Annotated in this window: 10 protein-coding genes; 6 read left to right on the top strand and 4 right to left on the bottom strand. The window is 72.1% G+C overall.

Annotation, left to right across the window (positions count from 1 at the left end; genetic code table 11):
- Positions 1–19: 19 nt before the first annotated feature.
- From WMF43_RS36250 to WMF43_RS36240, 3 genes are all read left to right on the top strand, one after another.
- Entirely contained in the window at positions 20–1,606 is a 1,587-nt protein-coding gene (locus WMF43_RS36250) for a hypothetical protein (protein ID WP_437671806.1), read from the top strand.
- 64 nt (positions 1,607–1,670) lie between these two features.
- On the top strand, positions 1,671–3,182 hold the full coding sequence (locus WMF43_RS36245) for a hypothetical protein (RefSeq protein ID WP_437671804.1): 1,512 nt from the start codon (positions 1,671–1,673) through the stop codon (positions 3,180–3,182).
- Positions 3,183–3,187: 5 nt separating this feature from the next.
- The gene (locus tag WMF43_RS36240; RefSeq protein WP_437671802.1) at positions 3,188–4,132 is read left to right on the top strand and encodes an RluA family pseudouridine synthase; all 945 of its coding nucleotides are present in this window, start codon (positions 3,188–3,190) and stop codon (positions 4,130–4,132) included.
- 127 nt (positions 4,133–4,259) lie between these two features.
- Here the strand turns inward: WMF43_RS36240 and WMF43_RS36235 are convergent, their stop codons facing one another.
- The gene (locus WMF43_RS36235) at positions 4,260–5,183 is read right to left on the bottom strand and encodes a M23 family metallopeptidase (protein ID WP_437671801.1); all 924 of its coding nucleotides are present in this window, start codon (positions 5,181–5,183) and stop codon (positions 4,260–4,262) included.
- A gap of 163 nt (positions 5,184–5,346) precedes the next feature.
- Positions 5,347–7,647, bottom strand: a complete 2,301-nt coding sequence (locus WMF43_RS36230; protein WP_437671799.1) for a CapA family protein — start codon at positions 7,645–7,647, stop codon at positions 5,347–5,349.
- Between the two features lie 836 nt (positions 7,648–8,483).
- Between WMF43_RS36230 and WMF43_RS36225 the strand changes: the two genes are divergently transcribed.
- The 3 genes from WMF43_RS36225 to WMF43_RS36215 all read left to right on the top strand — a co-directional run bounded on the left by WMF43_RS36225 (position 8,484) and on the right by WMF43_RS36215 (position 12,516).
- On the top strand, positions 8,484–9,428 hold the full coding sequence (locus tag WMF43_RS36225; RefSeq protein ID WP_437671797.1) for a hypothetical protein: 945 nt from the start codon (positions 8,484–8,486) through the stop codon (positions 9,426–9,428).
- A complete protein-coding gene (locus WMF43_RS36220; RefSeq protein ID WP_437671795.1) occupies positions 9,422–11,128 on the top strand; it encodes a serine/threonine protein kinase in 1,707 nt (568 codons plus the stop codon). The genes WMF43_RS36225 and WMF43_RS36220 overlap by 7 nt, the downstream gene beginning before the upstream one ends.
- A gap of 302 nt (positions 11,129–11,430) precedes the next feature.
- Entirely contained in the window at positions 11,431–12,516 is a 1,086-nt protein-coding gene (locus WMF43_RS36215; RefSeq protein WP_437671793.1) for a hypothetical protein, read from the top strand.
- A 273-nt stretch (positions 12,517–12,789) separates the two neighbouring features.
- Here the strand turns inward: WMF43_RS36215 and WMF43_RS36210 are convergent, their stop codons facing one another.
- Both WMF43_RS36210 and WMF43_RS36205 read right to left on the bottom strand, forming a co-directional pair.
- Positions 12,790–13,083: a hypothetical protein gene (locus WMF43_RS36210; RefSeq protein WP_437671791.1), complete on the bottom strand. Its 294-nt coding sequence runs from the start codon at positions 13,081–13,083 to the stop codon at positions 12,790–12,792.
- A 174-nt stretch (positions 13,084–13,257) separates the two neighbouring features.
- The gene (locus tag WMF43_RS36205; RefSeq protein WP_437684157.1) at positions 13,258–13,527 is read right to left on the bottom strand and encodes a hypothetical protein; all 270 of its coding nucleotides are present in this window, start codon (positions 13,525–13,527) and stop codon (positions 13,258–13,260) included.
- Positions 13,528–13,995 lie beyond the last annotated feature (468 nt).

The following is a 13,995-nucleotide window of genomic DNA, read 5'->3' as shown; positions in this document are numbered from 1 at the left end:
CCGACGGATAACCATGATCATGCACGGCAGAAGGTACGGCGAAGGCCAACTTGCTCGCGTCGCCATCAGCGTGGCCGATCGCGTGGACTGCGGCCCGGCGTTCGCGTCGCTCGCCGTCGCGGCGGCGGCGCTCCTCGCGGCGCCCGCGGCGCTCGCCGATGAGCCGCGGAGCGCCACCGAGCCGCGGGTCATGATGGAGTCGGGCGAGGTCACGAGCGTGATCGACGCCTTCGACGACGGCGACACCTTCGACCTCAACCTGAGCCTCGGCTTCGAGTACTCGACGAAGAGCGCGAAGATCCGGCGGGAGACGAGCATCGCCGCGCCGGGGCTGTCCACGGGCGGCTACACGTCGAACCTGCTCAACGTCGCGAGCTACAGCGAGACGACCTCGAAGCTCGTGCCGCGCGTCGACATCGGCCTCTACAAGGATCTGGCGGTCTACCTCAAGCTGCCGATCATCCTGAACAACGCGCGTGAGCTCACGGACCTCGACGGGAGCGCCGAGGCCCAGGACGTCGTGCTCGCGGGCGCGCCGGGGGAGCGGCTGTTCGACCTGCCGTTCAAGTCGCCGAGCCGGAGCGGCATCGAGCACCTGGCCGTCGGCCTCGACGTGAACATCATGAACCAGGCGCGCGATCGGACGAAGCCGACCTGGCTGTTCGGGATCGAGGGGCGCTTCCCGGTGAGCGAGCCGATGCACGCCTGCACGGAGTCGCCGCGGGCCGGCCAGATCAAGTGCGCCGATCCGCGGGACATCAACCGGAACGGCGAGACCGACGGCGCCTTCGAGGGCGAGCGGCTCGCCGCGCGCGAGGCCGGCGTCTCGCGCGGCACGATCGGCCTGGAGGTGCACACGTTCCTCTCCAAGCGGATCAAGTACATCGAGCCGTACGGCGGGTTCAAGGCGCTGTTCGAGTTCCACCAGGAGTCGAGCGACTACGGCCTCACCGACGTCGAGACGTCGCTGGTCAACCACCCTCCGCTCGTCGGCACCGTGACGCTCGGCGTGATGATCATCCCGTGGGAGAACCGCGAGAAGTTCAGCCGGCTCACGTTCGATCTGCGCTTCGCCGGCGAGTACCACTCCGAGGGGCGCGACTACTCGGAGCTGTTCGACGCGCTCGGATCGAGCGACGCGGGCACGCTGCGGCAGCCGCAGTGGGCGGCGTTCCGCAAGAACGACGCGTACGACCCGGCGGCGTGCAGGAGCGGCGTCCAGGCCGCCTGCGTCACATCGGTGGTCGATCAGGGCTCGCAGCGGACGTACTTCACGGGGCTCACCGACGTGCAGCCCTACGGCACGTACCGCGGCTCGGCGAGCGTGGCCTGGCAGGCGAGCGAGAACGTGAAGTTCCAGCTCGGCGTCGGCCTGCGCCACGAGCAGGGGCACGGCATCGGCGGCGATCAGCCGTGCAACTCCGCGTTCAAGCAGAGCCTCGACACGGCCGGGCCCTGCCGCCGCCAGAACCAGGACGGGAGCCTGACGGTCACCGGCAGCCCCAACCCCAACTACCGCCCCACGCTCAACGCGGTCGGCCGCCGCTTCTACGTGAACGAGAGCAACACGTTCGACGTGTTCGCGAGCGGCACCGTGATGTTCTGAGCCGATCGACGCCGCGCGCGGGTGGCCAGCGCCGCGCGCGCCGCGGGGCCTTGAGCAGCGAAGCATGATCGACCCCTGGCACCTCCGCGGCCGCGCGGGCGCTCTGGCGCTCGCCCTGGCGCTCGCCGCGGCGGCGCCGGCGTCGGCCGAGCCTGCGCCCGCGGCGGCGCAGCCGGCGCCCGCGGAGCCGCCGTCGCCAGCTGCCTCGCCGTCGCCGGCCGCGCTGCCGCCGTCGCCCGCGCCGCCGGCGCGGCGGGCCGTCGTGCTCCCGACGGCGGTCGCGCCCGACGCGGCGGAGCGCGCGGCGCCGCTCGCGAGCGCCCTCGACGCGCTCCTCGCGGACACGGCGCAGGACCTCGGGCTCTCGGTGGATCTGGCCGGCCGCGCCGCCGCGCGCGTGCGGGTCGAGGAGGCCGAGCTCGCGTCGCGCGCGCGGGCGGGCGACCGGCTGATCATCGCGCCGAGCCTCGAGCTGCGCGGCGACGACGTGGAGCTCCGGCTGGCCCTCGCGCCCGGCGGCGCGAGCTCGCTGCGCGTGCGCGTGGAGCGTGTCGCGCGCGGCGAGCTCGCGGTGCGCGCGGCGGTGATGCTCCGCGACCTCGTGGCCGAGCTCGACGGCGGCGCCGGCGGCCGCCCCCGCGGCGGCGAGGACGCGCCGTGCGCCGAGCGGTGCCGGGGGCGCCTGGCCACCCCGGCGCGCAGCGCGGGGAAGGCGACGCTCGTGGCCAACGCGACCCTCTATGGCGGCCTCGTCGGCTACGCGATCCAGCGCTCGAGCGGCTCGGACGATCCGCGCCTGCTCTACCCGCTGCTCGCGGTCGGGGCCGGCATCGGCCTCGGCGGCGCGATCATCATCGCGGAGGAGTGGGACGTCGGCGTGGCCGACGCGTGGTTCCTCGCGTCCGGCACGTGGTGGCCGACGATGGCGGGCCACCTGATCTACAGCGGCCGCTTCGCGGATTACGCGCACGATCCGGGGCAGGAGCGCTGGGCCGCCGGGCTGATCGGCGGGGCCGCCGGGGTCTCGCTCGCCGCGCTGGGGCTCACGCTCGGCGGCATGTCCGAGGGGGGCGCGCTGATGGCGCACTCGGGCGGCGGGCTGGGCCTCGTGCTGGGCGGCCTCTGCGAGTGGGCGGCGGAGGGCGACGTCATGGAGACGCCGCGGGCGGGCATGGGCTACGGCGCGGCGCTCGGCTGGCTGGCGGCCGCCGCCGCGGCGACGCAGCTCGACGTGACCGCGTCGCAGGTCCTGGCGATCGACGTGGGCGCGCTGCTCGGCGGCCTCGGCGCCGCCGCGCTCGCCAGCCCGCTCGTGTTCGGGTCCCCGACGCAGGCTCAGCAGCGGGCCTGGGTCGGCGCGTCCGCGGCGGGGCTGCTGCTGGGCGCGGGCGTCGCGGGGTACGTGACGCGCCCGTCGGCGGCGGTTGTCAGCGTTCCCGCCGCTCCCGCCGCGCGCGGGGCGCGCTCGTCGTGGAACCGGTACGGCTTGCCCGTGGTGGGAGTGATAGGAGAGAGCGTGGTCGGGCGCCGGCGGGCCCCCGCGCTCGGCCTCGGGTGGCACGGGGCGATTCCATAGGAACCATGAAGATCACGATCACCGAGCTGGATGCAGGGACACGCCTCGACAAGCTGCTCGTGCAGCTCTTGCCCGGCCTCGGGCGGGCGGGCGCGAAGCGGCTGTTCTCCGAGGGGCGCGTGCGGGTGCACGGCGCCGGCAAGAGCGGCGCCGGCCGGCGCGCGGCGAAGGGCGACGTGGCGGCGGCCGGCGAGGTGCTGGAGGTCGACGTCGATCCCGCCCAGGCGTCCGGGGCGGCGACGCCGGATCCCGACGTGCCGCTCTCGGTGGTGCTCGAGCGCGACGACCTCGTCGTGGTGAACAAGCCCGCCGGGATGCCGACGGCGCCGCTCGATCCGGGCGAGCGCGGGACGCTCGCGAACGCGCTCGTGGCCCGTTACCCCGAGATGGCGCACATCGGGTTCTCGCCGCGCGAGCCCGGGCTGTGCCACCGGCTGGACACCGACACGAGCGGCCTCGTGCTGGCCGCGCGCACGGCGGCGGCGTTCGCGGCGCTGGGCGCCGGGCTGAAGGAGGGGCGGCTCGACAAGCGTTACCTGCTGATCTGCCAGATCGGCGATCTCCCCGAGATGGGCTCGATTGAGGTGCCGCTCGCGCCGCACCCGAAGGACAAGAAGCGGGTCTACCCGTGCATCCACCCGCGCGACGTGGCGCGGTACGCGCCGCGGCCGGCGGCGACCATGTACAAGCGCGTGCGGCAGGCGGGGCTCTGGGAGCTCGTCGAGGCGCGCGCCCCCCGGGCCTTGCGGCACCAGATCCGGGCGCACTTCGCGTCGGTGGGCCACCCGCTCGCCGGCGACGTGCTCTACGGCGGGCCTCAGGTCGAGGGGCTGGCCCGCCACGCCCTGCACGCGCACTACATCGGGTGGGGTGGCAGCGACGTGGTGCCCGCGTTCGTGGTGACCTCGCCGCTGCCCGCGGACATGGCGGCGCTCGTCGGCGAGGCGTGACGCGCGCCGTGACCGCGGACACGGGGGCGCTCGTCGGCGAGGCGTGACGCGCGCCGTGACCGCGGACACGGGGGCGCTCGTCGTCGACGCGTGACGCGCGTCCTGCCCGCCGCGCCCGGGGCGGCCCTCAGGGCAAGCGCGCCTCGACCACGTGCCCGTTCACGTCGCGCGCCCGCGCCGTGATCTCGAGGTCGTCCGCCGACGCCGGCCCGTCCATGTCGACGAAGCGGAACAGGATCACGTACGTCGAGGACTGCGCGTTGAACTTCGCCGGCTCGATCCGGATGCCGGCCCGACTCTGGTCGTCGATGGTGCTGGCGTCGTGCTCGTCCGACGAGTACTCGCGGTTCCACGCGTCGTAGTCGAACACGCGCTCCTCGATGATCTCCCCGGTCGAGCGGTCCGACGTGGAGACCGCGACCTCGACGAGGCCCGGCGCCACGCCGGGCAGGGTGGCCTCGACCTCGACCGAGGGGCTCGACGTGGCGCCGTCGTCGGTGCGCCGGAGGGCGATGGCCGGGGGGAGGCCGGGCGGCGTCGGCAGGAAGCGGAGCGGGTGCACGCAATACTCTTTCATGGTGCCCCCTTCCCGCATCTCGAAGTGCAGGTGGGGGAACAGGCTCGTCGCGGCGAGCCCGGTATAGGCGATGTGCTGGCCGCGCCCGACCTGCTCGCCCACCTCGACGAGCGGCATGGTGAGGTGGACGTAGGTGCTGTAGACGCACGCTTCCCTTTCGTCGCAGTGCTCGATCTGCACCACGACGTCGTCGAAGTCGTCGTAGCGCCCCGCGCGGATCACCTTCCCTGCGGCGACCGCGTGCACCGGGGTCCCCATCACGGTGGGGATGTCGATGCCGCGGTGGAAGTCGTAGACGCCGTCGCGCGAGGTCTGGAGGCGCGGGCCGAAGCTCGACGACATCGGCTGGATCTCGTCCGTCCCCCCGATCGGCCACACGAGGTCGCCGCCCCTTTGATCGTCGCCGCAGCCGGCCGCCATCGCGGAGAGGGCCAGCGCGGTCGCGAGGTGGGATGGGTGCCGCGGTCGTCTCATGGGGGCGAGTCCGTGGCGCGCGGGCGCCGTCGAGGTGTCGTGTCGAGGGGCGGCGCGCTGCGCGCGCTACGCCCTCACGCGATGGTACCGGACCGGCGCGTCGTCGACCAGCCCGCGCCGGCCCGCGGACCGGCGCCGATCCGCGGGCCGGCGGGGGAGGCGCTCAGGGCGTCGCCGGAGCCAGCGAGTAGGTCCGGTGCGTCGTCGTCACGCCGAGGCTCGCGAGGGTCGAGCTCGCGGCGGTGCACCGCACGAAGCTCCAGTCGTTCGGCGTCGCGAGCGCGAGGCCCGCGGAGGCGTCGGCGACCGTGCCCTCCCACTCGATCAGCGACACGTCGTCGAGGTACGTCGTGGCCTCGCCGCTCGCGGGCGGAGCGGCCCGGAAGTACACCCGCACGGAGCCCGCGTTCGACGGCGGGGTGAGGTCGGCGGTGAACCGCTCCCAGCCGTACGTGCCGGCCGCGCGCGTCACCACCGTGGTGTTCGACAGGCTCGTCCCGCCGCTCGTGTACCAGTAGACCTGGACGCGGTGCTGCCCGGCGTTGTCGCCCTTCAGGTAGCCGCTCAGGGTCAGCTTGCGGCCGGGCTCGAACTTGATGCGGTTGTTCATGTAGGTCGACACGTCCGAGGTGCTGGTCGACTTGCGCAGGAACACCATCGCGCCGGTCCCGCTGCGGACCACGCTGTTCTGGACCGTGCGGAACTCGCTCAGGGACCACATCGAGCCTTCGTGGAACACGTCGTCGACGTCGTTGTCCTCGAAGTCGCCGTAGAGCATGATCTCCCGGCCGTAATCGCAGCTCGCGGCGGCGCTCGTCTTGATGCCGGCGAGCGAGTCCGCGGCGCTCGAGCGCACGTGCGCGAGCGCCCCCGTGCTCCGGTTCGCGAGCGGCGCGGTCCGCGTCTCCGCGCGGTCGCTCGTCTTGTACTGCGCGGCGGCGCTCACCGCGGCGACCCGCGGGCCGCTCGGGAACACGACCGCCCCGGTGAGGCCGTCCGCGGCCTCGCCGGCCGCGCCCGCCGCCGGCAGCGTCGTCGAGAGGTGCCCGATGTGCCTGCCGGTCCGGGCCAGCCAGGCCCCGCTCACGAGCTTCGGGACGTAGCCCTCGTTCTGGAACGGGATGAGCTGCACGCGGTGCACCGCGCGGGTGCCGTCCGCCGCCTCGTCGATGTCGAGCACGGCGACGTACGACTGGTAGGTCTCGAAGACGTCCTGATCGAAGACCATGTTGCCGAGCGACATGAAGATGAAGCGCGGCCCGGCGCCGGCGTCGTAGAGCCCGACGCCGTGGATCGTGTGCGGGTGGTGCGCCACGACCACGCCCGCGCCCAGCTGGACGAGCTGGGCGAACCGCCGCCGCATGCCGGACGTCGGATAGTCGGAGTACTCGCTGCCCCCGTGCAGCACCGGGATCGCGAAGCGCCCGATCGCGTCCTCCGTCATGAAGTCGCTGATCCCCCCCGCGGTGAGCGCGAGCGCGCCCGCCTTCGGCGGGGGCCCGTCGGAGGCGGTGAGCGTGTATTCCGGCAGCGTCGACCCGTCGTTCACGATCTGGTTGAACCCCTGGAAGGCCACGTCGACGCCGCGGATCGTCCGGTAGAGCACCGTGCCCTTCGCCATGGTCTCGTCGAGGCCGGCGCCGAACCAGTCGAGGCCGGCGCTCGGCACGTGGACGAGCGTGTCGGAGACGCCGTCTTCCATGTAGTCGTACATGTGGTTGTTGCCGAGGCTCACCCCGTCCACGCCGGCGAGCGCGAGCGCCCTGACCGTCTCCGGGTAGGAGAAGAACGTATAGGACTTGTACGGGTGTGCCGTGGTCGGGGTGTCCGTGACCGGGCACTCCAGGTTGACCTGGGTGTAGTCGGCCGAGGACAGGACATCGCGCAGGAAGGTGAGGACGGCGCTCGCGTCCGCCTCGCGCGTCGCGGGGCGGATCAGGTCGCCGTCCTCGCCCTCGACGCCGTCCTCGTCGCCGTCGACGAACCGCCGCCCGAACATCGTGTCGCCGCCGACGAGGATCCGCGCGCGGCCGAGGCGCTGCGCGGTGAGCACGATCGACCCCGCGTCGGCGCGCGGCTCGGCGAGCGGCCGGTGCAGATCGGCGGGGACGATCTCGCTGTAGTAGCCGTCCACCTCGACGCGCAGGAGGACCGAGCGCCGCGCGAGCGACGCCAGCGTGAACGCGCCCTCCGCGTCGGTGAACGCGATCTCGCCGTCGTTGAGCGCGCCGCTCCCCCAGCCGATGGCCGTCACCTCCGCCCCCGCGATCGGCGAGCCCGCCTCGTCGACCACGACGCCGGTGAGATCGATGGGCGTCGCCGCGTACGTCGCGTCGAACGCCGCCTCGGAGGCGTCGAAGCGGTACGCCGCCGCCGCGCCGGCCGAGGCGAGCCAGACGCACGCCGCGGCGCACGCGGACAGCGATGCAGACGAGGATCTACGGAGGACGGGTCTTCTTGCCATGAACGCTCCCGGGCTGTTGGTGGCCTGTCGGAGGACGGCTGACATCAAGAGAGGCGATGAGACCGGCACCGCGCTCTCCAGCGGTCAGCGGCGTGTAAAGTTGCCGTGTGACCGGACTCAGGAGGTGACCGCGGTGCCGAGACAGGGTCGTGAACGTCGACTGGCCGCCCAGCGCCCGCGCAGAAAAGAGGCAGCGAGTGCGTCGGCCCATGCACGATTCGATCCGTTTCGGTGTTGACACGTCCGATAAGGACGATCAGCTCGAGGCTATCATGATCACGTATCGTCCTGCCATACGATCGCGCGGAGCCAGATGAGTTTTCTTGGCCGGTCGGGGCTGGTCTCGGGTTTCGGGTGTCTCGGGTCTCGGGTCTCGGGTCTCGGGTCAGCGGCGCGCGCGCGCGCGCGCGCCGTCCAGGCCGCGGCGAGGTGCCAGTCGTGTCGCTAGCATCGCGCGCATTGCTGACATCACGCACATCGCGCGCAATTCTGACATCACACACATCACGCAGATCACGCCCATCGCGCGCGTCGCTGGCATCGCTGGTTGTCATCAAGCGGGTGTGCAGGCGCGTGCGAGCGCGGTGTCCTGTGGTCTTGCGCGACGTCGTCGCACATGGAGCCGGGTCCTGCGCCGGGCGGCGGCGAGCGGGGCGCTCTGACCGCAAGAGTGGTAATCGGGAAAACCTTGAGCATTCCGTCGACACAGGCTGATTTCTCGCTTCTCCTGGTCAATCCACAACATCCCACACGCTTCCCTGGGTGTGGTCTCTTCTGGTATGTGCTGCCTCGTGAACACGGCGGTCTCGCGGGCTCTCGTTCGGGCGTGGATCGCGGTGGCGCTGGTTCTCCTGCCCAGCGCGGGCCGCGCCGACGCCGCGGGCGGCCCGGCGGAGCGACTCCGACGTTCGGCCGACAGCGCGGTGGCGAGCGGCCTGCTCGCGGAGGCGCGGGATCTCTGGCTCCAGATCTGGCAGCTCGAGCGGTCGGAGCAGGCTGCGTGCAATGTCGGGCAGCTCTCGCTCCGCATCGCGGACATGCCGAGAGCGGCCGAGTTCCTCACAGCGTGCCTGGCGCGGGAGCGGGCGCCGGCGCCCACGGACGCCGACGCGCGCGCGCGGCACGCGAGCCGCACGCTGGATCTGGCGCGGGCGAGGCAGGCGGTCGGAGCGCTCACCTTCGCCGCGCCGCGCGGGGCCGAGCTCTCGATCGGGGGCCGGCCGCTCGGGCGGGCGCCGCTCGGGCGCGAGGTGTTCGTCGCGCCCGGCGCGCACCGTGTGCGGGTGGCGCTCGGCGAGGCGGCGAGGGAGGTCTCGGTGGAGGTGCGCGCGGGCGAGGCGCGCCTCGTCGTCCTGGATCTCGCCGCGCCGGCGGGGTCGGGGCCGGCGGCGGGGCTGCTCGCGCTCGGCGGCGTCGCGTCCGCCGCGTGCGTCGTGCTCGGCGCGGTGTTCCTCGATGAGGCGGGCGAGAACGAGCGCGAGTTCGACGGGTTGCTCGAGCGGAACCACGGCGGCTACCGGATCGCCGGGGCGGAGCTGCAGCGCGCGCAGGGCGCCTACATGGCGATGGAGCGCGCCGAGGAGCGCGCGGCGCTCGCGCTGGCCGCGGGCGCGCTCGTGGCCGGCGGGACGCTGGTGTATGCCTTGTTTCCGAGGAGCGACGGCCCCGGGACGGCGGCGCCGGGGGCGCGGCTCCGCCTGAAGCCGACGGCGGCGGGGGCGCGGCTTGGCCTGGAGGCGACCGCGTCAGGGGCACGGCTCCGCCTGGAGGCGACGTGGTAGACGGCGCCGGCCTCGGCTACCGGATCGTCGAGCGGCTGGAGGACCGCGGCTACGCGGACGTCTACGCCGCGGTCGACCGCGAGGGTCGAGGCGCGCTGCTCTACGTGCGCGAGGGGGTGCCGGACGGGTTCCTCGAGCGGCTCGGGCGGCTGCGCGCCGTGAGCGGGCGCATGGAGGAGGTCCCGGCGGTGCTCGGCGGTGGCCTCGGCGACGGGTTCTGCTGGCTGGCGGTGGCGCGCTGCCAGGGCGCGTCGCTGCGGGTGCTCCTCGAGGAGGAGCCAAGGCGGCTCGCGCCGCCGTGGGCGATCACGCAGGTCGCCGAGGTCGCGGAGGTCCTGCGGGTCGCGCACACGTCGGGGGTCTTCCACGGCGATCTCTGCCCGGAGGCCGTGGTCCTGCTCGGCGACGGATCGTTCCAGCTCGCCGGGCTGGGCGTCGCGCAGCTCTTCGGCCTCGACGCGGCTGGCGCGGCGAAGGCGGCGGCGTACCGGGCGCCCGAGCAGCTCGCGGCGCCCGCGGCGCTGGACGAGCGGACGGACGTCTACGCGCTGGGCCTGCTGCTCTACGAGCTGCTCGGGCTGCGCCAGCCGTTCGCGGAGCGGGCGCCGGAGGAGCTCGTCCGCTGCGTGCTGCACAACACGCCGCTGCCGATCGAGACGTTCGTGCCGCTGCCGCCGCTGGTCGCGGGCGTCGTCAGGAGGGCGACCGAGCGGCACCCCGACGCGCGCTACCGCGACATGGAGGAGCTCATCGCGGCGCTCCACGCGGCGCTCGAGAGCTGGTGTCGCTGGCGCGGCGAGCAGGATCCGGGCGAGGTCCTCGAGGCGCGGCGCGAGCGGCCGGCGCCGCAGGGGAGGGGGCTCGCGTCGCTGGCGGCGAGGCCTGCGCCGCGGAGCCTGGGGCCGGTGTTGCGAGGTGCGCGGCCGGCGTTGCGCGGCGTGCGGCTGGGGTCGCGGGGGGCGTGGTTGCGGCGGGTCCCGGCGCCGTCCGGTCCGGCGCTGTCGGGTCCGGCGCCGTCCGGTCCGCCGACGTTGCCCTCGGGCGCGGAGGGCTTGCCGCCGGCTGTGCCCTTGCGCCCTGCGGGGCAACGTGCGCCGTCTCCCCTGGACGAGGCCGAGCCGCCGCGAGGTGCTCCCCTGCAGGCGACGCCGGAGCCGGAGCCAGCGCCGGCGCCCCCCGCGCGCGTGGGGGGATCGACGTCGCCGCGCCGCGGGCCGCTCCGATGGGCGCTCGCGCTCGCGGGGGTGCTGGTCCTCGCGGCGGCGGTGATCGTCGCCTGGCGTCAGCAGGCCTCGCTGCTGGCCCCGCGTGTGCCCGCCGTAGCGCGCCTCCCGCGCCCCGTCGTGCTGGTCCCGAGGCCGGCCGACGCTCCGCCGGCACATAAGCCGCCTCTCGAGAGCGAGCGCCCGCCGGGCCGGAAGCCGGCGTGGGCCGTCGAGCGGACGGGGAAGCCCGGCAGGACGATCCGCGCGCCTGAGGCGGCGTCGCCGCCGGCTGCGGCTCCGTCGCTGCCGCCGGCTGCGCCTCCGTCATCGCCGCCGGCTGCGCCTCCGTCATCGCCGCCGGCTGCGCCTCCGTCATCGCCGCCCGTGATCCCTGCGCCGCCGCTCACGGAGGACGGGCCGCTGCCGCCTTGCGGCGCCGACTGGTACTCCTGCGGGCACCCTTGGCCAAGCGCGCGTTCCGACACATTCCGATGACGTAAGCCGGTTTTCCCTCGTCGAGGGCGGTTTTGGCCAAATTTTCGGGCGATGCGTCGTTCTGCCCATTCCGACGACGTGAATCAGTTTTTCTTTGTTGAGGGGGATCTCGTGCCGATTTGATGATCAGGCGCGCATCTCGACCCGTTCCGACAACGTGATTCGAGTTTCCTGCCTTTAAGAGCGTTCTTCTGTCGATTTCTTACGCGCGTTGGGGACTCCGCTCCTGTATAGAAGCGGCTGCGTGTGACGGCTCGTGTGCCCTTCCCTGGTCTTTGTGAATCCCCGGAGGTCGTGAATCGATGAACACCCTGCTTCGTGCCGTGGTGCTCGCCGCGCCTGTGGTCGCGGTCGGCGCGTGTCTCGTGAGCTCGTGCGCTGGGGATGGGGATCCGCCCTGGCTGGGGGGCTACTGCGACAAGGACGCCCATTGTCACAGCGACTACCAGAACATCCCCGGCACGATCTGCATCGACGAGCGGTGCGAGTGCCAAGATCCGGACTACCACATCTGCTGTCTTCCCAGCGAGGCGAGGGACTCGAAGTGCTCTCTGGCATGCAGGCCGTGCTCGGAGTGCGCCGCGGGAACCACGGGATGCGAGGGGGTTGGCGGCGTCGATACAGGCTGCCAGAGCGACGCGGAGTGCCCCGGACCGCCCAGCCGCGAGTGCGGCGCCGGCCGGTGCGTGGAAGGGCAGTGCACCGTGGAGATCCACGTCGGGCCTATCGTCTCGCAGCGCCGGGGCGATTGCCGGCGGATGGATTGCACGACCGCGGGCGAGCTCCTCGTGCTCGACGACCCGTCCGACGTCTACGACGATGGCGAGCAGTGCACGTACGACAGCTGCGGCGAGAGCGGACCGGTCAATGCCCCGCTGCTCGAAGCCGCGGCGTGCCCGGTGTCCCGGGAGGGGATGTGCCATGCGGGCGCGTGCGTCGCCTGTTTCGCAGGCGACGTGACCATGAACGACTGCCCCAATGGCCTCGCGTGCCTTGACGTGCTGTGTGTGCCGTTCCATTGCGTGAACGATGTCGCTGATCTCGCGCTCGGGGAGACCGCGAGGGACTGCGGAGGTCTCTGCCGCCCCTGCATCGTCGGCGAGGCCTGCCGATCGAGCGCCGATTGCAAGAGCAACGTCTGCGACGCGGCGCGCTGCGCGCCGGCGACCTGCGGCGACGGCGTGAAGAACGGGGAGGAGACCGGGATCGACTGCGGGGCGACGCCGTGCCCGTCCTGCGCGGCGGGTCAGGGCTGCAGGACGGACGCGAGCTGCGAGAGCGGGGTGTGCTGGGCGGGGGTTTGCCAGGAGTCCTCGTGCACGGACGGCGTGAAGAACGCCGGTGAGGACGGCGTCGATTGCGGCGGCGGCTGCGCGCCGTGCCCGTGAGCGGACGCGGAGCGCCATCCCGCCGGCGGAGCCTCCGTCGGCGCCGCCCGGAGAGCCAGCCGCCCCCGCGCTTCCGGTGAGGCGGCGCTGGCCGGAGCCGCGACCCGGCGATTGGCTCATCATCGGCATCGGCTGACGAGGCGCCGGTGAGCTGCGGACGACAACGATGTCCTTACGCGGGATGCCACACTCGTGCAGCCTACCGCAGACTCTCCAGAGGCTGCGGATGCCGCCGGCCCCATGGTCGCCGCGCCGCATCGCGTAGTCGAAGGTCTATGTTTCCGGAGGAAGAATAGGCGGGTTGAGCGTGCCTCCGCCCGCAAGCTCCACCTTGTCTGCCACCATCTTCTTGATGAATCGCCCTGCATCTTCAATCGCAGCCGCCCAGTCTACCTGTTTCAGGCGCACACTGTCATCATGCTTGAATCCAAGCACATCAACGGCAGCGGACCACGTGAAGCCATCTTCGGTCACAGTCCATGAGGCACGAGGCATACTCGTCGTTACACTTCTTGCGACAGCTTTGGGTGCGGTCATGTTTGGTGCAGCCTTCGTGGCATCGATCATGAATCTCGTCACACTTTTCCTTGCGGCGATCCAGAGCTTTCTCTATCCAGGGCACCCCCAAAGGCTGGCCGTTACAGCCGAGCGAGTCGTCCCTCTTCGAGCAGCACCCAGGGGGCTGAAGCCGAGTACGTCTCGGTCCCGACGATGGGCAGGCTTGGCGCATACGTGAGTCGATTATTGGCCCTCCTTCATCCGCGGCTCGATGGGCGGGTCGAGCGCATCGCCATGGACCCCGCGCAACACGATCGCGGCGTGCTGGGCTCCGTTTTCAACCGCATCGAGAGGGTCTACCCCGTATGTAGTAGATGGGCGTCCATCGATGTCAACAGTGACAGCCCAAGGCCACTTTTTTTCCGGAGGGTTTCGGGTCGGCTCGTGGATGCGAACCACGATGTCGCGCGGCTCGCCCTCTTCTGGGGTCAGCTTAAAGGTCAGCTCGAGCATCACTTGCATCTCCTGTCGCAGTCTTTGAGGCATCGACGATATTCATCAGTACACTGTTTTAGGCAGGTCGTGTCGCCCCTTGGGCAGTTGTCACGGCAGAGTTCCCATATCTTGTCACACTTCTCCTTGCACGCCTCTAGGCAGTCGGGGGTGCACCCTGCCATCGGCTCAGAGGGGCCGCTTCCCACCGGTGCGTTTTGCGGCCTTGCCGGCACATCCCCGAAGGCCCCATTCCCTCCTGTCGGGGTGATGATGCTACCGCCGGCGCCTTTTCCCCTCACCGCGGACCCAGCACTCTCCCACATCGTAATTGCACGCTGCGAGCCCGAAGCACAGAACAATAAATAGCCTATTCATTTCGACCTTGCCCTAAATCTCCAAACAGGTCCAGTGGTCACCATCACAACCAGACTTCCGGGGAGAACGCGACTACTGCCGCCAGCCCAGTCCACATGGACGCTGGAGGAC

The sequence above is a fragment of the Sorangium sp. So ce131 genome, assembly GCF_051519095.1.
Lineage (GTDB): Bacteria > Myxococcota_A > Polyangia > Polyangiales > Polyangiaceae > Sorangium.
This window is presented reverse-complemented; position numbering and strand designations above follow the sequence as displayed.